The 24,095-nt window shown below is 71.9% G+C and carries 26 protein-coding genes and 2 pseudogenes; 11 read left to right on the top strand and 17 right to left on the bottom strand.

All coding sequences use genetic code 11. From position 1 onward, the window contains the following. Positions 1–124 precede the first annotated feature (124 nt). Entirely contained in the window at positions 125–1,102 is a 978-nt protein-coding gene (locus ACIBEC_RS39980) for an endonuclease/exonuclease/phosphatase family protein (RefSeq protein WP_360504363.1), read from the bottom strand. Between the two features lie 546 nt (positions 1,103–1,648). Then, positions 1,649–2,209: a TetR/AcrR family transcriptional regulator gene (locus tag ACIBEC_RS39975; protein WP_360504365.1), complete on the bottom strand. Its 561-nt coding sequence runs from the start codon at positions 2,207–2,209 to the stop codon at positions 1,649–1,651. 114 nt (positions 2,210–2,323) lie between these two features. Here ACIBEC_RS39975 and ACIBEC_RS39970 point away from each other — a divergent pair, with 114 nt between their 5' ends. The 4 genes from ACIBEC_RS39970 to ACIBEC_RS39955 all read left to right on the top strand — a co-directional run bounded on the left by ACIBEC_RS39970 (position 2,324) and on the right by ACIBEC_RS39955 (position 6,332). Beyond that, positions 2,324–3,010 (top strand): SDR family oxidoreductase, encoded by a 687-nt coding sequence (locus ACIBEC_RS39970; protein WP_360504367.1) that lies wholly within the window; start codon positions 2,324–2,326, stop codon positions 3,008–3,010. 127 nt (positions 3,011–3,137) lie between these two features. Beyond that, positions 3,138–4,142, top strand: coding sequence for an NADP-dependent oxidoreductase (locus ACIBEC_RS39965; protein ID WP_360504369.1), 1,005 nt, complete (start codon positions 3,138–3,140; stop codon positions 4,140–4,142). 90 nt (positions 4,143–4,232) lie between these two features. Beyond that, entirely contained in the window at positions 4,233–5,123 is an 891-nt protein-coding gene (locus ACIBEC_RS39960) for an alpha/beta hydrolase (RefSeq protein ID WP_360504371.1), read from the top strand. 423 nt (positions 5,124–5,546) lie between these two features. Continuing rightward, the gene (locus tag ACIBEC_RS39955) at positions 5,547–6,332 is read left to right on the top strand and encodes a DeoR/GlpR family DNA-binding transcription regulator (RefSeq protein WP_360504373.1); all 786 of its coding nucleotides are present in this window, start codon (positions 5,547–5,549) and stop codon (positions 6,330–6,332) included. 7 nt (positions 6,333–6,339) lie between these two features. On the opposite strand, the gene ACIBEC_RS39950 is transcribed toward ACIBEC_RS39955, so the two are convergent. The 10 genes from ACIBEC_RS39950 to ACIBEC_RS39905 all read right to left on the bottom strand — a co-directional run bounded on the left by ACIBEC_RS39950 (position 6,340) and on the right by ACIBEC_RS39905 (position 13,100). Further along, entirely contained in the window at positions 6,340–7,203 is an 864-nt protein-coding gene (locus tag ACIBEC_RS39950; protein ID WP_360504375.1) for a class II fructose-bisphosphate aldolase, read from the bottom strand. Beyond that, positions 7,194–8,138, bottom strand: a complete 945-nt coding sequence (locus ACIBEC_RS39945) for a 1-phosphofructokinase family hexose kinase (protein ID WP_360504377.1) — start codon at positions 8,136–8,138, stop codon at positions 7,194–7,196. The genes ACIBEC_RS39950 and ACIBEC_RS39945 overlap by 10 nt, the downstream gene beginning before the upstream one ends. Further along, positions 8,135–9,115, bottom strand: coding sequence for an ROK family protein (locus tag ACIBEC_RS39940; RefSeq protein WP_360504379.1), 981 nt, complete (start codon positions 9,113–9,115; stop codon positions 8,135–8,137). The genes ACIBEC_RS39945 and ACIBEC_RS39940 overlap by 4 nt, the downstream gene beginning before the upstream one ends. Positions 9,116–9,203: 88 nt before the next feature. Then, positions 9,204–10,076, bottom strand: a complete 873-nt coding sequence (locus ACIBEC_RS39935) for a sugar isomerase (protein WP_360504381.1) — start codon at positions 10,074–10,076, stop codon at positions 9,204–9,206. Positions 10,077–10,536: 460 nt separating this feature from the next. Then, positions 10,537–10,869, bottom strand: coding sequence for a helix-turn-helix domain-containing protein (locus ACIBEC_RS39930; RefSeq protein WP_396290148.1), 333 nt, complete (start codon positions 10,867–10,869; stop codon positions 10,537–10,539). A gap of 194 nt (positions 10,870–11,063) precedes the next feature. Further along, the gene (locus tag ACIBEC_RS39925; RefSeq protein ID WP_360504383.1) at positions 11,064–11,273 is read right to left on the bottom strand and encodes a hypothetical protein; all 210 of its coding nucleotides are present in this window, start codon (positions 11,271–11,273) and stop codon (positions 11,064–11,066) included. A 90-nt stretch (positions 11,274–11,363) separates the two neighbouring features. Next, positions 11,364–11,735 (bottom strand): peptidoglycan-binding domain-containing protein, encoded by a 372-nt coding sequence (locus ACIBEC_RS39920; protein ID WP_360504385.1) that lies wholly within the window; start codon positions 11,733–11,735, stop codon positions 11,364–11,366. A gap of 31 nt (positions 11,736–11,766) precedes the next feature. After that, positions 11,767–12,147, bottom strand: a complete 381-nt coding sequence (locus tag ACIBEC_RS39915; protein ID WP_360504387.1) for a hypothetical protein — start codon at positions 12,145–12,147, stop codon at positions 11,767–11,769. A gap of 83 nt (positions 12,148–12,230) precedes the next feature. Beyond that, positions 12,231–12,620: a peptidoglycan-binding domain-containing protein gene (locus tag ACIBEC_RS39910; RefSeq protein ID WP_360504389.1), complete on the bottom strand. Its 390-nt coding sequence runs from the start codon at positions 12,618–12,620 to the stop codon at positions 12,231–12,233. Between the two features lie 48 nt (positions 12,621–12,668). Continuing rightward, entirely contained in the window at positions 12,669–13,100 is a 432-nt protein-coding gene (locus ACIBEC_RS39905; RefSeq protein ID WP_360504391.1) for a peptidoglycan-binding domain-containing protein, read from the bottom strand. Positions 13,101–13,676: 576 nt separating this feature from the next. Between ACIBEC_RS39905 and ACIBEC_RS39900 the strand changes: the two genes are divergently transcribed. Next, positions 13,677–14,135, top strand: a complete 459-nt coding sequence (locus tag ACIBEC_RS39900; RefSeq protein ID WP_360504393.1) for a hypothetical protein — start codon at positions 13,677–13,679, stop codon at positions 14,133–14,135. A 124-nt stretch (positions 14,136–14,259) separates the two neighbouring features. Here the strand turns inward: ACIBEC_RS39900 and ACIBEC_RS39895 are convergent, their stop codons facing one another. Then, entirely contained in the window at positions 14,260–15,966 is a 1,707-nt protein-coding gene (locus ACIBEC_RS39895; RefSeq protein WP_360504395.1) for a hypothetical protein, read from the bottom strand. Between the two features lie 310 nt (positions 15,967–16,276). Between ACIBEC_RS39895 and ACIBEC_RS39890 the strand changes: the two genes are divergently transcribed. The 5 genes from ACIBEC_RS39890 (at position 16,277) to ACIBEC_RS39870 (ending at position 20,087) form a co-directional block, all read left to right on the top strand. Next, positions 16,277–16,711 carry an SRPBCC family protein gene (locus tag ACIBEC_RS39890; RefSeq protein ID WP_360504397.1) on the top strand — a complete coding sequence of 145 codons (435 nt, stop codon included), beginning with the start codon at positions 16,277–16,279 and terminating at the stop codon, positions 16,709–16,711. Positions 16,712–17,163: 452 nt separating this feature from the next. Further along, positions 17,164–17,400, top strand: a complete 237-nt coding sequence (locus ACIBEC_RS39885; RefSeq protein ID WP_360504398.1) for a hypothetical protein — start codon at positions 17,164–17,166, stop codon at positions 17,398–17,400. Continuing rightward, positions 17,397–17,876 carry an NUDIX domain-containing protein gene (locus ACIBEC_RS39880; RefSeq protein WP_360504400.1) on the top strand — a complete coding sequence of 160 codons (480 nt, stop codon included), beginning with the start codon at positions 17,397–17,399 and terminating at the stop codon, positions 17,874–17,876. The genes ACIBEC_RS39885 and ACIBEC_RS39880 overlap by 4 nt, the downstream gene beginning before the upstream one ends. Before the next feature lie 103 nt (positions 17,877–17,979). Beyond that, complete coding sequence (locus tag ACIBEC_RS39875; RefSeq protein WP_360504402.1) at positions 17,980–18,465, top strand: NUDIX domain-containing protein; 486 nt, start codon at positions 17,980–17,982, stop codon at positions 18,463–18,465. Next, complete coding sequence (locus tag ACIBEC_RS39870) at positions 18,462–20,087, top strand: serine/threonine-protein kinase (protein ID WP_396290143.1); 1,626 nt, start codon at positions 18,462–18,464, stop codon at positions 20,085–20,087. The genes ACIBEC_RS39875 and ACIBEC_RS39870 overlap by 4 nt, the downstream gene beginning before the upstream one ends. Before the next feature lie 95 nt (positions 20,088–20,182). Here the strand turns inward: ACIBEC_RS39870 and ACIBEC_RS39865 are convergent, their stop codons facing one another. The 4 genes and pseudogenes from ACIBEC_RS39865 to ACIBEC_RS39850 form a co-directional block, all read right to left on the bottom strand. Then, positions 20,183–20,770, bottom strand: a complete 588-nt coding sequence (locus ACIBEC_RS39865) for a cysteine dioxygenase family protein (protein ID WP_360504406.1) — start codon at positions 20,768–20,770, stop codon at positions 20,183–20,185. Between the two features lie 3 nt (positions 20,771–20,773). Further along, entirely contained in the window at positions 20,774–22,504 is a 1,731-nt protein-coding gene (locus ACIBEC_RS39860; protein ID WP_360504408.1) for a cation acetate symporter, read from the bottom strand. Beyond that, positions 22,501–22,887 carry a DUF485 domain-containing protein gene (locus ACIBEC_RS39855; RefSeq protein WP_360504410.1) on the bottom strand — a complete coding sequence of 129 codons (387 nt, stop codon included), beginning with the start codon at positions 22,885–22,887 and terminating at the stop codon, positions 22,501–22,503. Before ACIBEC_RS39855 ends, ACIBEC_RS39860 begins: the two co-directional genes overlap by 4 nt. Before the next feature lie 174 nt (positions 22,888–23,061). Further along, positions 23,062–23,756, bottom strand: a pseudogene (locus tag ACIBEC_RS39850) (5-methyltetrahydropteroyltriglutamate--homocysteine S-methyltransferase); the annotation flags it as partial. Between ACIBEC_RS39850 and ACIBEC_RS39845 the strand changes: the two are divergent. Further along, positions 23,746–23,979: pseudogene (locus ACIBEC_RS39845) on the top strand (hypothetical protein); the annotation flags it as partial. The pseudogenes ACIBEC_RS39850 and ACIBEC_RS39845 sit on opposite strands and share 11 nt — an antisense overlap. Positions 23,980–24,095: the final 116 nt, after the last annotated feature.

Raw genomic sequence — 24,095 nt, 5'->3', positions numbered from 1 at the left:
GGGCCCCGGGGGCCGGTAAGGGTGTGGCGCCCCGGGCCCGCGTGGGGGGCTACCCGCGGGCTGTTCCGGTCAACGCCCGCAACGGGGGCGGGGGCCGCGGGGGGCGGCGCCGGCCCTGGGCGTTCTAGAGGTTGAACATCGCCAGCACCGGCGAGTGGTCCGAGGGCTGGTTGTGCGGGGCCGCCGGTCGGGCTTCCGTCACGTTCGGCAGTTGGCCGTTCCCCGTGGACACCTTCTGGAACTTGGCCAGCAGCGAGTGGCTGATCATGATGTGGTCGATGAGCTCGTGCTGGCCTTCGAAGATGCGGGAGAAGCCGCCCTGTTCCAGGATCTTGGGGGCCAGGTTCCACAGGCGTTCGGCGTCGCCCTGGTCGGGGCGGTCGAAGCCGGGGGTGCCCATCTGGGAGCCGGGCGGGCCGTACAGGATCTGGGTGGTGGCGGCCTGCCACTCGTCGTTGCAGTCGCCCAGGACGATGACGTCGTGGGTCCGGCCGTCACCCTGGAGCAGGTCGTCGGCCAGGGCGCGCATGGTGACGGCCTCGGCGGTGCGGCGGAAGAGCGCGTACGCCTCGTAGCGGGCCCGCAGGCGTTCGTCGGTGGTGCTGTGCTGCGCGTTCGGGAAGGTCAGCAGCTTCGACTTGAGGTGGCAGACGGCCACCTGGAGGCTCTGGCCGGGGGTCGGTTCCACCCGGACGGCCAGGCCGCCGCGCCCCATCTCGCTGGTCTGGCTGTTCGGGATGCCGTCGTCCTCGACCTGGATGGCGTGGAGGTGATCCGGGAAGTCCTTGCGCTGCTGGACGTCCAGCAGCGGGAAGCGGCTGATGACGCCGACCCGGATGCCGCGGGGGTCCGGGTGGTCCGACAGGGCGGTGTGCCAGGTGCCGGGCAGTTCGGCCACCAGGTCGTCCAGCGCTTCCTGGCTGCCGACCTCCTGCACCCCGAGGAGGTCCGGACCGAGCTGGGTGATGACGCCGGCCAGGGCTTCGACCTTGGCGTCGTAGGTGGCTTGGTCCTTGGCGGCGCACTTGGTGGGGTCGGGGGTACTGCCGGCCGGCAGCGGTCGGCAGAAGTTCTCCAGGTTCCAGGTCCCGATGATCGCCATAACTGCTCCCGCTGATCGTGGCCGACGCCACCGTCGGCCGCTCCAGCCGTTTATCCCCCAGGAGGTCACGCAGCGGCGTGAGCCCGCCTCGTACCGCCGCTGTCTTTCACTCGGGTGCAGGTGCAGGTGTAGGCGTCGGCAGTGTGCTCAGCCCGGGCCGGTCTCTGCCGGACGGCTGCGGACCGACGATCGCTCGTCTGCGGGGCCCGAGGTCGCGCAGGCCGGACTCGCCGCCCGGGTGCACGGCGCCTGGGTCGCGTTCGCAGGACGGGAAACCCGGGCTGGGCCGCCTACGACCCACAGCGCCCCATGGCGGAGGCCCTCGACGGCTGAGCAACCGTCAGCAGCCCGCCCGGGAACGGCCTGCCGGGAGGTGGGGGCCAGCGGTGACCGCGTAGGAGCGGTCACCGCGTACGAGCGGGTCGCCGAGGTCGTCAACCCGTTGCCGACCCGCCGACTCGATGCGACAGCGGCACGCAGGCATCGCAGGCATCGCGCGAGAAGCGCACCCTTCCTGCGGCGTGCCGCCCCGCACGGTGGTTCCGGTCAGTTGGTGGCCGTCAGTGCCTCGCGTGCGGTGGTGAGGATCTCCTCGGAGAGCGGGGAGCCTTTGGTGGCCCGGGACAGGACGAGGGCGCCGAGCATGGTGCACAGCCGGGTGATGCCGTCCTGGTCCTTGGTGTCGAGCCAGTCGGCGAAGTCGCCCACTCCCTGGGTGTAGACGCGGCGGGCCTCGCTCTGTCCGCCGTCGCGGGCCATGTCGGTGGCGAGTGCGGCGGCGGGGCACCCGTCTGCCGCGCTGTCGCGGTGCTCGGCGGAGAGGTAGGCGTCGATCAGCGCCCGCTGGGCGGCGTCGCGCTGCCCGGCGTACTGATCGAGCCCGTCCTTGTGGTGCTGGGCGAGTTCGCCGAACGCGTGGGCGGTGGCCTCGTCGATGAGTGCCTCCTTGGAGGCGAACTGCTTGTAGAAGCCGCCGTGGGTCAGACCGGCCGCCTTCATGAGGTCGGCGACGCTGACGTGGGTCCCCTGTTCCCGGAACAGGCGGGAGGCGGTTTCCACGACCCGCCGGCGGTTCTCCTCCGCCTGCGCCTGTGATACGCGGCCCATCGGCCACCTCCCGATTGGATGTCGACTGGCATCTATCTTAGACCAGTGCTTAGATTGTAGTCGTAATCTAATTGGTGCGGTCGCCTGAAGGCGGCCGTGGCGCTGGGAGTGGGCATGGAACTGAAGGACGCGGTAGCAGTGGTCACCGGCGCCAACCGGGGGCTCGGGCGGCATCTGGCCGACCAGCTCGTGGAACGCGGGGCCAAGGTGTACGCGGCGGCCCGTCGCCCCGAAACGGTGGACCTTCCGGGCGTCATCCCGCTGCGGCTCGACGTGACGGACGCGGAGTCGATCCGGGCGGCGGCTCGTACCGCCTCCGGCGCGACGCTGCTGGTCAACAACGCGGGCATCTCCACCGGAACGCCCCTGATGAACGGCAGCCCGGACATGGTGCGCCTGGAGATGGAGGTGAACTTCTTCGGCCCGCTCGCCGTGACGCGGGCTTTCGCCCCGGTCATCGAGGCCAACGGCGGCGGCGCCGTGCTCAACGTGCTGTCGGTCCTGTCCTGGCTGCACCCGGCCGACCTCGGCGCCTACGCCGCGGCGAAGGCCGCGGCCTGGGCGCTGACCGGCGCGGCCCGGGAGGAACTGGCGCCCCGGGGCATCGCCGTCTCGGCGCTGCACGTCGGATACATGGACACGGGCATGGCCGCGAGCGTTCCCGCCGACCAGAAGGCCGACCCCGCCGAGGTCGCCGCCCAGGCCCTGGCCGGCATCGAGCGGGGACTGCCCGAGATCCTCGCCGACGAGACCACCCGGCACGTGAAGCGGAGCCTGGCCGTATCGCCGAACGCCGCGTGAGGCGCACCCACCCGCATCGGCGTGGGGCGTCACGAACCAGCAGTCGATACCAGAAAGTACCTCGTACCGGGGCAGCCCGAAGCGAGCGGAGATCCCGTCCCTGTGCGGACGAGACAGGGAGACAGCGATGAAGGCCTACGCGATCGAGAAGTACGGTGACCAGTCCGCGGTGCGCGCCGCGGAGCTGCCCGATCCGGAGCCGGGCGCCGACGACGTGCTGGTCGAGATCCACGCGGCGAGCGTCAACCCTCTGGACTTCAAGATCCGCGACGGTGCCTTCAGGCGGATCCTCCCGTACCGCCTCCCACTCGTGCTGGGCAACGACCTCGCCGGAGTGGTGGTCCAGGTCGGCTCGGCCGTCACCCGGTTCGCGGTGGGTGACGAGGTCTACGCCCGGCCCGACAAGGACCGCATCGGCACCTTCGCCGAACTCATCGCCGTCCACCAGAACGACCTGGCCCACAAGCCTGCCACCCTCACCATGGCCGAGGCCGCCTCCCTTCCCCTGGTAGCCCTCACCTCATGGCAGGCGCTGGTCGAGAGGGCACAGGTCCAGCCGGGCCAGAAAGTCCTGATCCACGCAGGCTCCGGCGGAGTGGGCACCGCCGCCCTCCAACTGGCCAGGCACTTGGGCGCACACGTGGCCACCACCGCGAGCGCGGCCAACTCCGCCCTGGTCAAGGAACTCGGAGCGGACGTCGTCATCGACTACCGCACCCAGGACTTCGAGGAGCTCCTGGACGGCTACGACGTCGTCCTGGACACCCTCGGCGGCAAGACCCTGGACAAGTCGCTGCGGGTCCTCAAGCCCGGCGGCAAGGTCATCAGCATCGCCGGGCCCCCCGACGCGGACTTCGCCCGCGAGCTCGGCGCGAACCCGGTCCTGCGGCAGGCGATGAACGTGCTGAGCTTCAAGACCCGACGCCACGCCAAGCGCCAGGGCGTGACCTACTCCTTCCTGTTCATGAAGGCCGGCGGCGACCAGCTGCGCGAACTCACCCGGCTCATCGACGCCGGAGAGCTCCGCCCCGTCGTCGACCGTGTCTTCCCCTTCGAGCAGACCCGCGAAGCCATGGAGTACGCCGAGCAGGGCCGCGCCAAGGCCGGCAAGGTCGTCATCGCGATGGCGTGAGGGCCGGCCCCCGCCCCACTACCGACAGCCCGGGCAGCGAGAGGATCCCGCCTCCCACCACCCCTCCCTTCCGCACCCCAGGAACCGATCATGAGCGCACCGCGCAGTTCCCCCGCCCCCACGCCCGCCCCGTCGTCGTACAAGGACGTGCCGACCCGTTCGGTGTCCGTGCGCGGCGTCGACTTCGCCTACCGGCAACTCGGCCCGGAAGGAGACGGCGTACCGCTGATCCTGCTCCACCACCTGAGCGCAGTCCTGGACAACTGGGACCCCCGCGTCATCGACGGACTCGCCGCCCGGCGCCGGGTGATCACCTTCGACAACCGCGGAGTCGGAGCGTCGGGCGGTTCCACCCCCGACACCATCGAAGCGATGGCCCGCGACGCGGTGCTGTTCATCCGTACCCTGGGCTTCGAGCACGTCGACCTGCTCGGCCTGTCGATGGGCGGCTTCATCGCCCAGGTCATCGCAGCCGAGGAACCGCAGCTGGTGCGCAAGGTCATCCTCGCGGGCACCGGCCCCGCCGGAGGCCCCGGCATCGACAAGGTCACCGCACTCACCCTCCGGGACATCCTGAAAGGCTTCCTGACCCGCAAGGACCCCAAGCAGTTCCTCTTCTTCACCGACACCGAACACGGACGACGCGAAGCACGCGCCTTCCTCGAACGGCTGAAGGAGCGCACGGACCGCCGCGACAAAGCCATCTCGCTGAGGTCGTTCCGCGCCCAGCTGAAGGCCATCCACCGGTGGGGCCTCCAGCCGCCGGCCGACCTGTCCCGCATCCGCCAGCCAGTCCTGGTGGCCAACGGCGAGAGCGACCGGATGGTGCCGAGCGAGAACACCCTCGACCTCGCCGCACGGCTGCCCCGGGGCGAACTCGTCCCCCTCTACCCGGACGCCGGGCACGGCGGAATCTTCCAGTTCCACGACGAGTTCGTGGCCAGGGCCCTCGCATTCCTCGAAGCACGGCCCGACGCCTGACCGCTGAGGCCACATCCCCCGCCGTCCCGGGCGCGGCCGGGACAAGGCGGGCCCGGGACGAGCCAGCCCGCCCTCGATCAGACGCCCTCCTGCCCGTCGGCAGTCCCAGCGGCATCCCCGAGAACGCCCTCGACACCGCACGCCGGATCCACCTCGCCACAAGCACGCGGACGCCCAACCGACGCCCAACCTCCCGGCGAGAACGGGCCGTCGGCGCAGCCGTGCCGTCGGCGCAGGGGCGGGTCACAGCAGGGGCGCAGAGCATGCCGGGGGCGCAGAGCGTGCGCGCAACAGCCACGGGGTTTGTGCTCGAAGGTGCTCCGCAGGGGGCCTATCCGATCCCATGTGCGCAAAAAGTCCGCGCGTGATCATCGATGTCCGGTCGCGATACGCTCGCCGTCGGCACGATGTGGAGGAGTGACGATGGGGACGCACGAGCGGTGGACGCGGCTGCTGGAGATCCTGGGCGAGCAGGGCCGGATCGAGGTCGCGGAGGCCGCTGAGCTGCTGGACGTGTCCCTGGCCACGGTCCGCCGTGACATGGAGGAGCTGGCCCGCCAGCAGCTGCTCACCCGTATGCGCGGCGGCGCGGTGCTGAGCGAGGTCGCGTACGACCTGCCCCTGCGGTACAAGACCGCGCGCCAGGCGGACGAGAAGCACCGGATCGCGCGTGCGGCTGCCGGCCTGGTCCGGCCCGGGTCGGTGGTCGGCCTGAACGGCGGCACCACGACGACGGAGGTCGCCCGCGAGCTGGCCACCCGGGCCGACCTCGCCGACCACGCGCACGGCACGGCGCTGACCGTTGTCACCAACGCCATCAACATCGCCCATGAGCTGGCGGTCCGGCCCTACGTGAAGACCGTGGTGACCGGAGGCGTGGCCCGGTCCAACTCCTACGAGCTGACCGGGCCGCTGGCCACCACGCTGCTCCGGGGGCTCTCGCTGGACTACGCGATCCTCGGTGTGAACGCGCTCGACCCGAAGTACGGTGCCACCGCCCACGACGAGGGCGAGGCCAGCGCCAATCGGGCGATGGCCGAGCGGGCGGAGAAGGTGATCGTGGTCGCCGACTCCACCAAGCTCGGCCAGCGGGCCTTCGCCCAGGTCTGCGCCATCGGCGAGATCGCGGTCCTGGTCACCGACAAGGGCGCTCCGGACGAGCTGGTCGAGCAGCTCGGCGGCCAGGGCGTGGATGTGCGGTGCGTCTGACGGCGCGTCAGAACGTCTGCACCGAGCCGCCTCGGCGGGCCGCCTTGAGCACCCCGAGCAGGCGGGTGACCTCCGCGGCCACGGCGGAGCGTCCGGCACCGAGGTAGCGGCGGGTGTCGACGAGGCGCGGGTCGCCGGCGAGCGCCTCGCGGACGGCGGTGGTGAAGACCCGGTTGAGGTGGGTGGCGATGTTGACCTTGGTCATGCCGTGTTCCACGGCGGCGGTGAGGTGCTCATCGGCGACACCGGAGGAGCCGTGCAGGACCAGCGGGACGGGAACGGCGGCGCGCAGGGCGCTGATCAGGTCGAAGTCGAGCGCCGCGTCGCGGGTGAGCATCGCGTGCGAGGTGCCGACGGCGACGGCGAGGGCGTCGACGCCGGTGGCGGCGGTGAAGGCGGCGCCCTCGGCCGGGTCGGTGCGGACGCCGGGGGCGTGCACGCCGTCCTTGCCGCCGACCTCGCCGAGTTCGGCCTCCACCCACACCCCGGCGGCGTGGCAGTGGGCGACCACGTCGGCGGTGGCCCGGACGTTCTCCTCGTAGGGCAGCACGGAGGCGTCGAACATGACCGAGGAGAAGCCGAGTTCGACGGCGTGGTGGATGAGGTCGGCGGAGGTGGCGTGGTCCAGGTGGACGGCGACCGGCACCCCGGCCGCCTCGGCGACGGCGAGGACGGCGGTGGCGATCGGGCCGAGTCCGCCGTGGTAGCGGACGGCGTTCTCGCTGAGCTGGAGGACCACCGGCGCCCCGGCGGCCTCGGCGCCGGCGACGATGGCCTGGGCGTGTTCGAGCTGGATGACGTTGAACGCGCCGACGCCGCGCCCGTCCTTGGCGGCAGCAGTGACGATCCGGCCGGTACCGGTCAGCGGCATGGGGATTCTCCTGTGCGTGCGGGGAGGGGCTCTGTGGTCGCCTGGCCGAGCAGGCGGCGGTGGACGGCGGGGTCGAAGTCGCCGGCCAGTGGCGCGGCGACGGCGGCGGCGGACAGCGCCACGGCCCGGGTGAGCCGCTCGGGCCACGGCGTCCCGGCGACCAGGCCCAGGGCGAGCGCCGCCACCGCCGCGTCACCCGCGCCGGCGGGGTTGCCGGCGATCGCCTCCGGCGGGCGGGCGGCCCAACTCCCTTGCAGGGTGCAGGCGATGAGGCCGGCCGGACCGAGGGAGGCGACCACGGCCCGGGCGCCCGCAGCGCGCAGCGCCTCGGCACCCGCGCGGGGGTCGCCGGTGCCGCTGGCCTCGGCGAGTTCGTGGGCGTTGGGCTTGACGACGGCGGGTTCCTCGGCGAGTCCGGCGCGCAGGGCCTCGCCGGCCGCGTCGAGGACGGCGGGCACGCGGTGGGCCCGGGCCAGCCGGATCAGGGCGGCGTAGGCATCGGCGGGCATGCCTCCGGGCAGGCTGCCGGAGAGCACGACGGCCTCGGCCCGGGAGACAAGTTCGCCGTACCGGTCGAGGAAGAGCGCCCACTCGGCCGCGGTGACGACCGGTCCGGGCTCCAGCAGGATGGTGGTGTCGCCGAGGTCCTCGTCGACGACGGCCACCGTGCGACGGGTCTCGCCCGCGATCGGGACCAGCCGATCGGTGATCCCGGCCTGGGCGAGGTCGCGCCGCAGGGCCTCGCCGGTGGGTCCGCCGGCCAGGCCGGTGACGACGGTGTCGTGGCCGAGCGTGTGCAGGACCCGGGACACGTTGATGCCCTTGCCGCCGGCCCGCGCGGCCGTCTCCCGCACCCGGTTGCTCGCGTGCGGGCGGAGCCGGCCGAGCCGGTAGGTGACGTCGAGTGCGGCGTTGAGCGTGACGGTCAGGATCATCCGTCGGCCCCCCGCCTCGTCTGACGCGGCACCGGCGAGCGACGCCGTACAGGTGTCGCGGGCCGGCCGGCCGGGGGGAGGTCCTGGGCGAGCAGGGCGGCTCCCAGGCAGCCGGCCTGGTGCCCGAGTTCCGCCGGGACGATCCGGGGCGCTTTCTGGAAGGACAGGCGTTCGGCCAGGGCAGCCCGCAGCGGGTCGAAGTACGCGGCTCCGGCCCCGGCCAAGCCGCCTCCGATGACGATGCGCTCGGGGTCGAGGAGGGTGATCGCGGCGCTCAGGCCGTCGGCGAGTGCGTCGATCGCCTCGCGCCACACCTCGGCGGCCACCACGTCACCGGATGCGGCGCGCTCCCGGACGTCCTTGGCGCTGACGGCCTTGGCGCCGACGTCGGCCGCCCCGGTGACGTCGCGGTAGCGGCGGGCGATGGCCGAGGCCGACGCGACGGTCTCCAGGCAGCCGCGGCTGCCGCACGGGCACGGCTCCCCCGCGGGCCGCACCGTCAGGTGCCCGAGCTCCCCGGCGTAGCCGTGGCTGCCGGTCAGGGCCTTTCCGTCGAGCACGATCGCCGAGGCGATACCGGTCCCGACCGGGACGAACAGGAAGGAGCGGCAGCCCCGGCCCGCTCCGAGGCGGGCCTCGGCGAGCCCACCGGCGCGGACGTCGTGCCCGAAGGCGACCGGGAGTCCGAGCGCTTCCGCCAGCCAGTCCCGAACGGGCACCCGTCGCCAGCCGAGATTGGCGGCGAACACGGACGTTCCGGACGCCTCGTCGACGATGCCCGGCACGGCGATGCCCGCCGCCCTCGGCGCGTACCGCCCGGCGAGGTCGGCGGCACAGGTCAGGACCGTGTCGAGGACGGCGTCCGGGCCGCGGTCGGCCCGGGTGAACCAGCGCTCGCTGTGGACCAGGGAGCCGTCCTCGGCCACCACACCGGCCTTGATCTGGGTCCCGCCGACATCGAGTGCGATGACCGTCATGCCGCACCGCCCGTCCGCTCTTGCCCGACCGCGCGCTTGGTGCCCCCGCTCCGCCCGACCGCGGCCTGCGGGTCTTCGCTCCGCTTCGTCATGAGGTGGCCAGGATGATCGAGCGGGTCAGGTTGCGCGGCCGGTCGGGGTCCAGGCCGCGACCGGTGGCGAGTTCGACGGCGAGGCGCTGGGCGCGGACCAGGTCGGCGAGCGGGTCCAGGGGCGAGACCGAGGCGGTGGCACCGGTGGCGGTCACCTGCTCCAGCAGGCCGGCCGGCGGCTCGCCGAAGAACCACACGACGCTGTCGGGCCCGGTGATGCTGATCGGGCCGTGCCGGTACTCCATGGCCGGGTAGGACTCGGTCCACGAGCCGGCGGCCTCGCGGAGCTTGAGCGCGGCCTCGTTGGCCAGGCCGACCGTCCAGCCGGTGCCGAGAAAGGTGAACTGGCGTGCTCCGGTGGCGCCTTCGGGCAGCGGGGCGAGCAGGGCACGCTCGGCCTGCTCGGGCAGATCGGCCGGGACGAGCCCGAGGTGTGCGCGCAGCAGGACCAGCGCCGTGGTGGCGAACCGGGTCTGCACGACGGACTTCTCGTCGGCGAACTCCAGGTCGATGACCGTGGTGGCGACGTCGCTGATCGGCGTGGCCGGGGCGCCGGTGACGGCCGTCGTCGGAGTACCGACGGCCCGGGAGAGGGCGGCGAGCACTTCGGTCGTGGTGCCGGAGCGGCTGATGGCCAGGACGCGGTCGTAGCGGCGGCCGACGGGGAACTCGGAGGCGGCGAAGGCCTCGGTCTCGCCCTGGCCCGAGCCCTCCCGCAGCGCGGCGTAGGCCTGGGCGATGTACAGGGACGTCCCGCACCCCAGGACGGCCACGCGCTCACCGGGCTCGGGCAGTCCGGGCGGAGCGAGTTCCAGAGCGCGCCGCCAGTGCGCGGGCTGACTGGCTATCTCGTCGGCGACGTGGGTCACGGTGTCCTCCTGCAGCGGTGGGCAGTGCTTCGCGGCATGCAAATGATTGAAGCTGATTGATTTATAGCTTTGTGAGCATTAGTGCGCAAGAGTGAGCAGAGGAGTTGCAGGCTGCGAGCAGGGAGACATCGCCGTGCCGGTGACGGGCCGGAACGCGCCGAGGGCCCTGGTCGGGCGGTTCGCCGACCAGGGCGTCGAAGTCTTGCCCGTGTGACAGGAGTTGTGACCCGACGGATCACGGCTGGTCACGACGGAGCACGCCGGACCAGAGCTGGTGGCAGGTGGGCGCCGACGGCGCCGTCCGGGTCCTCCAGGCCGGCACGTCCGCCCTCTGCTCACCGCCGGGTCGGTGAAGTAGCAACCTCCTTGGAGGGGCGGGGCCTGCCCGCTCCTCCGAGCAGGGCACATCAGCTCGCTCGGCTCCTACGTGCCCGGGGACTTCTGGACCCTTCGGGCCTGCTCACCGCTGGGCGCTGCGGAAGTCGCCAGGAGTGCGGCCGGTCTCGCGGGCGAAGAACCTGCCGAAGTCGGTGACCTGGGTGAAGCCGAGCGTGCGACCGATCGCGGCCACCGGCAGGTCCGTGTGGGCGAGCAACCGCTGCGCTTGCAGGACCACGCGGGCATCGGCGAGTTGCTTCGCGCTGCGGCCGGTGGCGGCCAGGCAGGCTCGGGTCAGGGTGCGAGGGGAGTAGCCGAGCCGCGCGGCGTAGTCCTCGACGGAGCCGGGTGGTGGCGAAGGACCGCTCCAGCTCGCGTCGGAAGGCGAGGTAGACCTCGGCGCCGGGCCCCACACGGTTGAGCGGTGAGCGCTGAGCTGAGGCGGTCCGGGGGTGCGTCACGGACCGCCTCGGCTCAGCCCAGCACATCCATCAGGCGGTGACATGGGCATCCAACCGCTCATCCGTCAGAGTCGGCTCCAAGCAACCGTCCCCTGCCCGGAGGTGACGCCATCCGTGAGCAGGCGGCCCAGCACTCGGGCATCGCGTCCTACCCACGCCAGCCGTTGCAGTACTCCCAACCGGACTCCGGGCCGCCACGGAACGCCAACGCCTCGCGGTCGATGCCGAGAGCACCGAGCAGGGTGTCGAGAGCCGCCTCTGTGTCCTCCACCGAGCGGCTCACCCAGACGAACGTGTACCGGACAGAGGCTCCTTCGAGCTCGCTCAGAGCGAAGTCCATCCCCTTGATGCGGAACATGGCAGCTTCCAGGCGTGTGTCGCGCCCGGGATGCCGACGGCACCGCCCTTGCCGGGCGGTGCCGTCGTGGCAGGAGCGGGGTGGCCCGCCTTACGACTGCGTCGGGATGTAGTCGTAGCAGTAGTCCATGACATGCGGGAAGACGTACGCGTTGTAGTAGTTCCACAACTCGGTGCCCGTTCGGGGTCCGACGATGCCGTCGATCGGCAGGCCGTCCGCGCGCTGGAAGTCCTCGACCATGCTCTTCGTGTCCGGCCCGAAGTCGCCGTCCACGGCGATCCTGTGTCCGAGTCCGGCGAGGTTGAGGAACGCCTGGACGCACTTGACTGCCTGTCCGGACGACCCCGTCCGAAGGTAGGGGGCGGTCGGGGACGCCTGGGCCGTTCCGCCGAGGCCGATGACCACCGACAGCGACAACGCCAGACCGGCGGCGATCCGTGCTGCTGTTGCGCCTGTTCTCATGCCGTCACATCCGTTCTGCCGAGGGCGGGTATCAGCAGCTGGTGTTGGAGCTGATCATGATGCCGGTGAGGGTTCCGATCGATCCGATGCTGTTCTGGTCGTGGCTCGCGTTGCTGAGGCACTCGTAGTCGTCGCTGCCGCCGTAGTTGATGCGAAGCCACACCGTGTCCTGGTTCCGGGTGTTGACGACGCTGAAGCCCGGGCCGTGGTAGGTGCTCTGGTAGTAGCTGGTGATGTCCCGGAACTGGGCCACGATCGTGCTGCTGGAGGGACCGGCGTAGATGCACACGTACGGGTAGGGGCAGCCGTCCTGGGAGTCGGCGTGCGCGCCCGTGGCGCCGACCAGCGACATGGCGAGCGTGGACACGCCGACGGCGGCGGTCGCCGCCAGCTTCTTGAGTGCGTTGTGCATGATCTTCCTCTTCCTTGTGGGTATCCGTCCGCCGGGCTCGGCGGAACGGGGCCTCTTCCGGCCTTCGCGCGGCCGGCTGCGGATCAGCTGGTGGTCGGGATGAACGGCAGGCAAGAGCCGTTGGGCCCGGCGTACGGGTCGGTCCAGTCGACGTTCATCAGCTTGCTGCCCGTCCGCGGGCCGACGACGCCGTCCGCCTGGCTGCTGCCGAGGACGGCCTGCTGGAAGTTCCGCACGGCGGCGTCGGTCTGCGGGCCCCACTGGCTGTCCTCGCTGATGGTCGCCTCACCGCTCAGCCGCAGGTAGTCGTTGACCAGGTGCTGCACGCACCACACCCCGGTGCCCGAGGTGGTGTGGTTGTAACCGAGGTAGGGGGCCGTGGTCGACGCCTGCGCGGTACCGGCCAGTGCGGCGGTGGAGAGCGTGAGGGCGACGGCTGCGACCAGGCCTCGGCCGATCGACTTCTTGATCACGGTGATTCCTTTCGACAGGGGTTTGGGCAGGGGGACGGACTGTTCGTGCTACGCGCCGTACATGTGGTCGCTGGGCACCTGCCAGTAGCAGTAGCCGGGGCCGTTCCACGGGGTCCCGCTGAACTTCGGCTCCCCGTAGACCAGGATCTGGAAGCCCGTGGTCGGTCCGACGATGCCGTCCTGGTCGTAGCCCCAGTGCGCCTGGAACCAGCGGACCTCGGCCTCGGTCTTCGGACCCCACTGGCTGTCCTCGTCGAGCGACCAGTACGGGGCGCTCGCGCGGTACGCCGATCCGTTGTTGGCGAGGAAGTAGTTGATGCTGTGCTGCACGCACCACACACCGGCGCCGGAGGTGGCGTAGCCGGGTCCGATGTAGGACGCACCGGGGGCCGCACTCGCGCTGCCCGTCACACCCAGCACCGATGCACCGGCCATCGCCAGCGCCACGGCCCCCTTGCCGATCCTTGCCACCATGCTCATCGACTTCCTCCTGTTCAGCCGGGGCGCAGCCGGGCACCTGCGGGTAGCGGTAGCCGGTAGCCCTCGACGTTCCGGACGGTTCCTGGTTCCGGTACGACGCCACGAGCCGCGCGAGGAAAGGGCGCGGCACGACCGGACGGGAGCGCAGCTCGCCCCTGGCACGGCGTCACTTCGGATGTGCGGGACCTTGATCACGGCCACCGCTGGTTCGGAGCCTACCGATCGACGGCCCGAGGCTCTGCTGGATTCCCGGTGGCCCGGATCCGTCTCACGTCGTCTCACGCCGTCTCACGCCGTCTCACCACGTGTCGCCGGGTGTCCCAGCGCGGGGTGCCGACGGTGATCGGATGCCTGTCTCAGGGGGAAACTGAGACGTCTCAATTCTGGGGCGGTCCGATATGTCGGGTGGCTGCCCCCACAGCCCGCTCAGGGCCCGCCGCCGATCCGGACAAGGCGCGCAGCGACCGTCGGCAAGCCGGTTGAACCCGTTCCGGGTGTGCCCCCGTCAGCACTGGTGAGGGACCGGCCTGTTGGCTCGGTCCCGATCGGTCTGCACGTCTCTCCTCGGGAGCAATCATGAAGCTCATCAAGGCCGTTGCCGCCTCCGTGGCCGCGCTCGCCGCGCTGTCCGTCGGCGCGGCGCCCGCCGGTGCGGCGGGCTCGGGCGCCTCCGGCGCGGGCACCGGTACGGTCGGCAGCAGCCTGGGCGTGTGCAGCAGCCCGGTGTGGGGCGGCAACTACCTCTGCGGTGACGAGTACGGCGCCGGCACCGCGACGTACTACTTCCGTGACGGCCGCCAGGAGGTGTTCGTCATCGGCACCGACCACGCCGTGTGGACGCGTTGGACCGTCGACAAGTCCGGCAAGAAGAGCGGCTGGCTCTCCCTCGGCGGTGTCCTGGCGGGCCCGGTCGGCATCCTCGCCACGGACATGGGCTTCGGCAACTTCGAGGTCGGCGCGAAGGGCACCGACGGCCGCATCTGGAGCCGCGTCCGTGACACCAACGGCAACTGGACCGGGTGGGCCGCCGTCTGACCCCGCGCTTCACACCCGGGGTTTCGGGCCTCCAGCCCGGGGCCGGTTCGCCGGTACCGAGGAGTCCGAGCGGGTGCGCTCGGGCTCCTCGGTCGTTCAGGGCGACGGGCGGGAGTGAACAGGTTCAGGACGGGGTCACCGTGGCGGTGCCGGACGGGCCTGGCGAGCCGGAGGACGCAGGAGACGCAGGGGACGCCGGGGACGTGGACTTCGTGGGGCTGCCCGGAGCGGCGGGTGAAGGAGACAGGGACGCGGGCTTCGGCGCGACCTGGAGGCCGGTGACGTGGCCGTCCGCGGTGAGGAAGTACTGGAGTGCGGCGTAGCCGGGTGTGACCAGGATTCCCTGGGTCATCTTGGGCAGTTGGCTGGACCGGGCGAGTTCGGTGCCGTCCTGGGCCCTGCGCCACACGACCTGTTCGGTGGTGTACTTCTTGAGGCCCTGGAAGAACTTCACCGGGATGTCGGTCCCGATCAGGACGCGCTGGTCCATGGGGCCGATGAGGGTCGTGAAGCTGAGCGTCGTCTGGTCCTGCGTCCACGCCACCGACAGCGTGCCGTTCGTCAGGTCGATCCCGGCCAGCTTGCCCGCCCCGGCGTCCATCGCGTAGACGCGGTTGTTCTCGGGGTCGACCGAGACCATCGACGGGATGAAGCTGTTCTTGCTGCCGCTGTCGGCGAAGGGCTGGACGTTCGCCACCTTGGTGGAGTCGCTCTGGGAGACGGCGACGACGCTCATCGGGGTCGGGGTCGGCTTCCCGCCGTTGGTCATCGCGACGACGTAATCGTTGATGACGGCCATGGCGGACGCGGCCGTCTGCCCGTCCTTGAGGTAGGGCACCGGCCCCCACGAGGGGTCGGGGGCGAAGGCGCTGTTCTGGTAGGTGTAGCGGTAGAGCTCGGTGGCTCCGGGCAGGTAGATCTCCTGCGTGTCGTTGAGCGTCGAGGTGGTGATGCGGCCGCCCATCATCTCGGGCAGCGTGACCTGGGAGATCACCTGGAGGCTCTTCGGGTCGATCGCCACCATGATCGAGGGCGGTACGGCCGTCGGGTCGGGGCAGTTGAGGAAGGCGCTGAAACCCTGCTCCGTGCACCCGGGTTGCCGGTTGACGGTCTTGGCGACGATGGTCCCGTCGGAGAGCGCGTCGTAGCCGTTGTACGCGGTGTCGCGCGGGGCCGACTGGCCGGTGGGAAGGGTGGTCCGGGCGAGGACCTTGCCGGTCTGCGGGTCGATCCGGGCGATGTGGTAGCCGTAGATGACCACCAGGCTGCCGTCCGACAGGACGTTCAGGACGCCTGGGTAGTCCCATTCGTCGGTCGCGTGGGTGTTGATGAGCACCTGCCGCCAGACCTCGTTGAAGGTTCCGGGTTCCACCCGCGAGACGAACGAGCCGGAGGCGGCCGGGTCGTCGCCGTAGCCACCGCCGTAGACGTAGAGCTCGTCGGGGCCGCGGTCCACGATGTTGTACGGCGTGGCGTAGACCTGCTGCGAACTGTAGGCGTAGACCTGGTTGTTCGACGGGGCGCCCGCGAAGTGCGCGCACGCGTAGCGGTGTGTCCGGTTCGAGTCGTGGACCTCGAAGGCGGCGATGGTGGGGTACCACGGAGCGTTGCCCTCCGCGGCCGCGCAGGACTGTTCGCCGGAGACGAGGGTGGGGTCGCCGACCAGCGGACCGCCCGCGGCCACCTCGTCGGCGGGCGGGGAACTGCCGTGCGAGTCGGCCGGGCGCACTCCCGAGCCGGAGCCGGTGCCGGAACTGGAACAGGCGGAGAGCCCGAGGAGCAGGGCCACGACGACGGCCGTCAGCCGGGGAAGGGGCAACCGGTGAGGCAAGCGGGGCTCCTCGGGTCGGATCACTGTGCCGGTGTGCGGCTCGTCCGCCACCGGGCCGCGGAACACGCTGGCAGAGCGGTCACGGTCGGCCCGGCTGACACGCCGGGCCCCTCGCCCCTGCCACCGGGCCGGTCACCCGGGCGGACCCGCCGTCGACCGCCCGGCGGCGGCGCCGAGCCCCCGGGAACCCCGACCGACCGGTCGCCGACGCCCGGCGCACGGCCCAGACTGACAGGGGCGCCGTCCGCGAACCTCCCTCCCGGCGGCCGCGCGGCGGATCGGCCGACAGGACAGCGTGGAGAGGTGAGCGATGAGCACGGTGGTGGAGTCGATCGACGTGGACGTGCCCGTCCGCGTCGTCTACGACCAGTGGGCGACCTTCGGGGACTTCCCGAAGTTCATGGACGGCGTGGAGGAGGTCAGGCAGTTGGACGACCGCCGTGCCCACTGGCGGACCAGGATCGCCGGGCTGTCCCGGGAGTTCGAGACCGAGGTCGTCGAGCGGGTGCCCGATGAGCGGGTCGCCTGGCGCACCACCGGCGAGAGCGTGAAGCACACCGGCACGGTCGACTTCGAGCCGCTCGGCGCAGCCCGCACCCGGGTGAGGATGACCATGGTCTTCCAGCCCACCGGCCTGGCCGAGAAGGCCGCCGACAAGCTGGGCGTGCTCGGCGTCCAGGTACGCGGCGACCTGCGCCGCTTCAAGCACTTCATCGAGGACCGCGACGCGGGGGCCGGCCGGTAGCCATCGAGGGCGGCGACTCGGACGTGGAAGGGCCGCCGGAAGAAGCAGCCGACCGGCTCGCCGGACATCCGGCGGTCCGACCCCAGGATCAGGACCCCGTCCGCGGCCCGAAACCTGCTCGTGTACGTGACCAGCCGAACGGGTGAATCCGGCGGCGGCTCTTCGCTGCGCGACCTCCTCCCCCACCATGGCGTCCGCGACCGCATCGAACCCGGCCGGGAGCCGCGCTCGAACAGGCGCTCGCCGCCTGCGCACTGGGCTCCGCCGCCCTCCGCCCCGTGATCGACCAGCTGGAGGACACGCTGGACCGCGCCCGGGAGGTGCTCGAAGTGTCCCTGTTCGCCCCGGGATCGCCCGGAGGTAATCCACTTGAACACCGCATTCGAACAGCAGCATCATCGGACGCCACCCGCCCGTAACAACTCTGTCAACTCGGCCTGAGACAACCCAGCTTGCGCTTTCTCGTCGGCCGAATCCGGTGCTTCCGCACGCCCGCGCACCGCTCCGCGTCTGGAGGATACGCCGTCTGGCACGGCCCCGAGAGCGACCTGCGGCTCGGTGACGAGGGCCTGGCCGTGCGCATGGTCCCCTTCGACGAGGTACTCGACCTCAAGGTCCCGCCTTACATGCACCACTACCTGCCGCTGCTCATCGCGGCGAACGGCCAATCCACCGGGAGGACCTCGTGACCCACCTCGACCACACCGGCCGCGCGCCCGGGACGGACCCGCTGACGCTGGTCGTCGGCGTCCACCTCGTCCTGGCCGACGACGGCGCGGTCCTGCTCGGCCGGCGCCGCAACACCAGCTACGCCAACGGCCTCTGGCACCTCCCGGCCGGGCACATGGAGCGCGGCGAGCACGTCACCCGCTCCATGACCCGCGAAGCCGAGGAGGAACTCGGCATCACCATCGCCGAGGACGACCTCGAACTCGTCCACACGCTGCACCACCTCGACGCCGACGACGGGCGCAGCCGCCTCCAGCTCTTCTTCCGCCCCGCCCGCTACGGCGGGCAGGTGCGCAACGCGGAGCCGCACAAGTGCGAGGAACTGCGGTGGTGGCCGCTCGACCGGCTGCCGGCCGACATCGTGCCGTACACCGCGCACGCCCTCGCCGAGGTCACCCGCGGCAACCCGTTGTCCACCGTCGGCTGGCCGTCATGACCGCGCCGCCCTCCCCGACGACGCCGACCGGCTGCTGCGCGGCGCGGCCGGCCCCCCGACCGTCTGAAATCCCTGTTCGCTCAACCGTCTTGGAGGTAGCACTGTGGAAAGCCTTCGCCAGGCCGTGGCCGTGATCGCCCATGACCGGGACCGGGGCCGGATCGCGACGATCCACTACGCCGCGAACCGTTGGAGCACGACCCCGGCGTGGACGATCCCTGGCGGCAAGGTCGAGGTCGGCGAGCGCCTGGACGAGGCCGCCGCCCGTGAACTGCGGGAAGAGACCGGGTTGATCGTCGACCCGGAAGCCCTGCGGCTCGTGCACACGGTCCAGGTCCGTACCGGCTGGGACGGCAAGGGCCCGTTCCTGCTGTCGGTGTTCCTCGCCACCGCCTGGCGCGGCGAGCTGACGAACACCGAGCCGGACAAGCACCTCGCCGTCACCTGGTCCCCGGCCGACACGTTGCCGCTGCCGATGTTCCCGACCTCCCACGCCGCCCTCACCCTGTACCTGTCCGGGGGGCGCGGCTTCTCCGCCCACGGCTGGGACGGCACGCCCTTCGACCCGCGGACCCTGGTCGGCGGGTGAGAGCGGGGGGCAGACACCGTCGGCCGCCCGAGCAGCCCCCGCGGCGCGGGCCCCCTCCCGACGGGTCCGCACCGGGGCGTGTCCGGGGCAGGGCCGCCGCACTAAGGTATGAGCCCGTGACAGCAACGAGCGGGGCAGTCGTCGGGGGCCGGTACCGCCTCCACGACCTCATCGGGCAAGGCGGCATGGGCCGCGTGTGGCGGGGGCGGGACGAGACCCTCGGTCGGGATGTCGCCGTGAAGGAGGTACTCCTGCCGGAGGGCGTCGCCGACGACCACCGCGAGCAACTCCTGCGGCGCACGCTGCGCGAGGCGCTCGCCGCCGCGCGGCTCAACCATCCGGGCATCATCACCGTCCACGACGTGGTCGAGCACGAGGGCGCGCCCGTGATCGTCATGGAGTACGTGACCGGGGCCTCCCTCGCCTCGCTGCTCGACCGGGAGGGCGCCCTGCCGGTCCGGCGGGTGGCCGAGATCGGCGCCGCGATGCTCAAGGCACTGCAGCAGGCGCACGCGGCGGGGATCGTCCACCGCGATCTCAAGCCGGACAACGTCCTGTTGATGGACGAGCGGGTCATCCTCACCGACTTCGGCATCGCGCACATGGCCGACGCGACCACCGCGCTCACCCGCACCGGCGCCGTCATCGGCACCCCCGCCTACATGGCCCCCGAGCAGCTGGAGGGCAGGCCGCCGACCTCCGCCCACGACCTGTGGTCGCTCGGTGCGACGCTCTACGCCGCGGTGGAGGGCGAGGCGCCGTTCCACGCGGAGTCGTTCACGGCGCTCTGCATCGCCGTCGTCACCCAGCCCCCGCGCCCGACCCGGCGGGCCGGTGCGCTCGCGCCGGTGCTCGCGGGGCTGCTCACCAAGGACCCGGCGCAGCGGCTGACGGCCGAGCAGGCGCTCGCGGCGCTGGAGTCGGTGGCCCGGGGAGAGGTGGCTCCGCTCGTCGCCCCGCCGACGCAGGTCGACACGTCCGGATCAGGCGGGTTCGGGTCAGGCGGGTTCGGGTCAGGCGGGTTCGGTCCGCCCCCGGTCTACCCGGCACCTGTCCCTCCGGCGCCGGTGACGCCCACGGCACCGCTGCGGTCGGTACTCGGTCCGCACCCGCACCCGCACCCGCACCCGCACCAGGTACCGGCGGCCGAGGGCGCCCGGGTGCCGCACCAGCAGCCCCCGCCCTACCCGCCGGCGGTGGCACCGACCGCCGACGGCACCGACGGCACCGACGGCACGCCCGGGACCAGCCCGGCCGTCGTCCGGTTGCTGCGCTTCATCGGCAGCATGGCACTGCTCTGGGCCGTCGGCCTGGCGCTGCCGTGGAACGACCTGTCCTACCTGCCGCCCTCCTACTATTCGCGCGTGATCGCCGCCACGGCCGTGATCTCGCTCGTGCACGCGCTACCCCGGCCGCGTCTCCACCCGGGGCTGATGTGGGCCCTCTTCCTCGTTTTCGACGTGGCGCTGTTCTACGTCGTCATGTACGTCGACTCCATCGGGTGGATGGGCCTGCACGGCTACAGCCCGATGCCGGGCCCGATCGTCGTGAACGCGCTGATCGTCTCCACCGGCGTCTGGCTCCTCTGGTGGAAGATCCCCGGCGCCCGCCACCCCGCGTGAAGCGGCGGCGGCATGCCCGCCCGGGACGCGGCTGACGGGTCGTCCACATCGGACGGCCCGTCAGTCCGCAGCCCGCCGGGGGGGCGGGGTGCCGGTCAGGGGGCCAGGTCGTCCGGGCGCCGCCAGCTCACCAGGCGGGCCCCGTCCGGCGGGGCGTCCACGACGTCCTGCCCGAAGACCCGGTTGATCGAGCTGTCCCCGTTCAGCGAGATGTCGGCGCCGTAGACGTGCAGGGAGACCGCGCGGCCGGTGCCGCCGTTCGACACCCGGTGGATGTCCTCGTCCGGCGGCACCAGGAGCTGCACCCGGCCGGGAGAGCAGGTGGTCCGGCCGGCCGGCGCGAGCACCCGGCGGCCGGAGCGGGGGAGCCGCCACAGCCGGTACGCCTCGTCCACCTCGACGCCCTCCACCACACCCGACACGCACCAGGCGACGTGGTCGTGGATCGGGGTGGACTGCCCGGGCAGCCAGGTCAGGGCCACCACGGAGTGCGTCCGTCCGGCATGCAGCAGACGCTGCGCGTAGCCGTCGGTGTCGCCGGCGCACAGGTCGTCGGGAACGATCAGTCCGGCCCGCAGGTACTTGCGCAGGGTGTCGGCGGTGAGCTGGGCGGTCAGGACGTCCGCGGCGGCGTAGCGCGCGAGGTCGGAGAGGAACTCGTCGAGGTTGGAGCCCGGTGCCACGGGCTACCGCCCCGCCCCGGTGAGCGCGCGGACCTCGAACTCCTCGAAGCGGCGCGGGTCCGACTCCTCGTCGCGACGGCGGCGGCCGCCGGCCAGGGATCCGAGGACCGCGGCCGCGAACCCGATCGGGATCGAGATGACGCCCGGATTCTGCAGCGGGATCGGTGCGGTGGTGGTGCAGGAGATCAGCGCCGTGGCGTTGCCGACCTGCTTGCCGGCCGCCGGCACCCCGCAGTCCTTCGCCTGGGCGGCCGTCAGCTTCACGGCGTGCACCGTACTGCTCGCGCCGCCCCAGCAGATCGGGGAGAGCAGCACCAGGCCGATCGCGCTGACCAGGCCCGCGTAGATGCCGCACTTGGCGCCGAAGGTGGTGAAGCGCCGCCAGAACAGGGTCAGCAGGATCGCCGGCAGGTTGGCCGAGGCCGCGATGGCGAAGGCCAGGGCCACCAGGAACGCCACGTTGAGGTCCCTGGCGAAGATCGACAGGGCGACCGCGACCGCGCCGATGACCACGGCGGCGACCTTCGCCGTGACCAGCTCCTGCCGCTCCGTGGCCCGGCCCTTGCGGATGACACTGGCGTACAGGTCATGGGCGAACGACGACGAGGAGGTCAGGGTGAGCCCGGCGACGACTGCCAGGATGGTGGCGAACGCGACCGCCGCGATGAAGGCGAGCATCAGGGAGCCGCCGGTGGTGCCCGCGCCGCCGCCGAGGTGCTCGGCCAGCAGGGTGGCGGCGGTGTTGCCGGAGGGGTCCTTCTCCTTGATCGTCGCCGTGCCGACCAGCGCGGCCGCGCCGAAGCCGAGCACCAGGGTCATCAGGTAGAACACCCCGATGATGCCGATCGACCAGTTCACCGACTTGCGTGCGTCACGCCCGGTCGGGACGGTGTAGAAGCGGACCAGCACGTGCGGCAGCGCCGCGGTGCCCAGCACCAGGGCGGTGCCGAGGCTGACCAGGTCGAGCTTCGACCAGCCGTCGGTCGCCCCGTACTTCAGGCCGGGCTGGAGGAAGGCGTCGCCCTTCTTGGACGCCGCCGCGGCGTCCCCGAGCAGGTGGCTGATGTTGAACCCGTACTTCGCCAGCACCCACACGGTCATCGTCGCCGCGCCGGCGATCAGCAGCACCGCCTTGACGATCTGCACCCAGGTGGTGCCCTTCATCCCGCCGACCACGACGTAGACGATCATCAGGGCGCCGACCCCGGCGATGGTCCAGATCTGCGCGGCGCTGCCCTTCACGTCGAGCAGCTGCCCCACGATCGTCGCCGCGCCGACCATCTGCGCGATCAGGTAGAAGATCGAGACCACGATGGTCGACACGCCCGCTGCGGTGCGCATCGGCCCGCTGCGCAGCCGCGCGGCCAGCACGTCGGCCATGGTGAACCGCCCCGTGTTGCGCAGCAGTTCGGCGACCAGCAGCAGCGCGACCAGCCAGGCGACCAGGAAGCCGATCGAGTAGAGGAAGCCGTCGTACCCGGAGAGCGCGATGATCCCGGCGATGCCGAGGAAGGAGGCCGCGGACAGGTAGTCGCCCGAGATCGCGATGCCGTTCTGCAGCGCGGAGAACTCGCCGCCGCCGGTGTAGAAGCCGCCGGTGCCCCGGGTGCTCCGCCGCGCCCAGAGGGTGATGACGAGGGTCACCGCCACCAGGGCGACGAACAGGCCGATCGTCAGGCCCTTGTTCGATGCCGACTGCGCCGTCGTCGCGGCGAGCGGATAGTGCTGTGTCATGCCTGGTTCTCCGTCGGTTCCTGGTCGCCGCCGTGGTCGGCCGGGGCCGGGGCTGTCGGGTGGGACACCGCCACGCTCCGCAGGGCCGCAGCCAGCGGGTCCAGCCGCCGGGCGGCGAACCGGCCGTAGGCCAGGGCGATGCCGAAGGTCGAGACGAACTGCAGCAGTCCGAAGACCAGGGCCACGTTGACGTTCCCGACGACCTTCGTCGCCATGAGGTCGCGGGCATAGGCCGAGCAGAGCACGTACGCCAGGAACCAGAGCAGGAAGGCCGCCGTCACCGGGAACACGAACGTGCGGTAGGCGGCGCGCAGTTCGGTGAATCGCGGATCGTCGCCGATCCAGGGCGCGTCGCGGCCCGACGACACGGTGGGGTCCATCATGGGAATCCTTCTGAGCGGTGCGGAACTTGCCGATGGCCCGACCGTAGAAGTGCGCGGTAGACAAGCGATCAACGAGCGACCGGCGACGGCAACCGGCAACCGGCAACCGGCGACGGCCCACCGGGGCGGGCGCGGCGAGTGCCGCCTCCACCCCGGTGGCCGTCCGCCGACGGGTCAGCCGGCGAGTTCCTCGCGCAGGCGGCGGGCGGCGGCGACCAGGCTGTCCAGGGAGGCGCGGGTCTCCGGCCAGCCGCGGGTCTTAAGGCCGCAGTCGGGGTTGACCCACAGCCGCTCGGCCGGGATGGCGGCGAGGCCGGCCCGCAGGAAGGTGAGCGCCTCGTCGGTGCTCGGGACGCGCGGGGAGTGGATGTCCCAGATGCCGAGGCCGACCTCGCGCGGGTAGCCGGCCTCGGCGAGCTCTCCGGCGACCTCCATGTGCGAACGGGTGGCTTCCAGGGAGATGACGTCCGCGTCGAGGTCGTCGATCGCCGTCATGATGGCGCCGAACTCGGCGTAGCACATGTGGGTGTGGACCTGGGTGTCGGCGCGGACACCGGAGGTGGCGAGGCGGAAGGACTCGGTGGCCCAGTCGAGGTACGCCGGGCGGTCGGCGGCCCGCAGCGGGAGGGTTTCGCGCAGGGCCGGCTCGTCGACCTGGACGACGGCGGCGCCGCGGCCTCCAGGTCGGTGACCTCGTCGCGCAGGGCGAGGGCGACCTGGCGGGCGGTGTCGGCGAGCGGCTGGTCGTCGCGGACGAAGGACCAGGCGAGCATGGTGACCGGGCCGGTGAGCATGCCCTTGACCGGGCGGGCGGTCAGGCCCTGCGCGTAGCGGAACCAACCGACGGTCATCGGGTGCCACATCGACACCGCGGAGTCGGGCAGCACCGCGTACGACAAGCTGACCGTCTCGGTCAACGGCACCACGCTGAAGACCTACTCCAACGTGGACGCCGCGGCCGGCTACCAGCAGCGCACCTTCGACCTCTCCGCCTACGCCGGCCAGAACGTCACCGTGAAGTTCACCGGCACCGAGGACAGCTCTCTCCAGACGAGCTTCGTCATCGACGACACGGCCCTCACCGTGTCCTGACCGTAACGATCCGTGGGGGGGGGGGCGGGGGGGGGGGCCCGGCCCCCGCCCCCCCCCCCCCCCGCCCGCGCGGGGGCGGGGGGGGGGGGGGGGGGGGGGCGGAAGCTCCGCCGCAG

The sequence above is a fragment of the Kitasatospora sp. NPDC051164 genome (assembly GCF_044455625.1).
Taxonomy (GTDB): Bacteria; Actinomycetota; Actinomycetes; order Streptomycetales; family Streptomycetaceae; genus Kitasatospora.
Note: the sequence above shows the minus strand (reverse complement) of the source record. Positions and strands in the feature narration are given on the sequence as shown.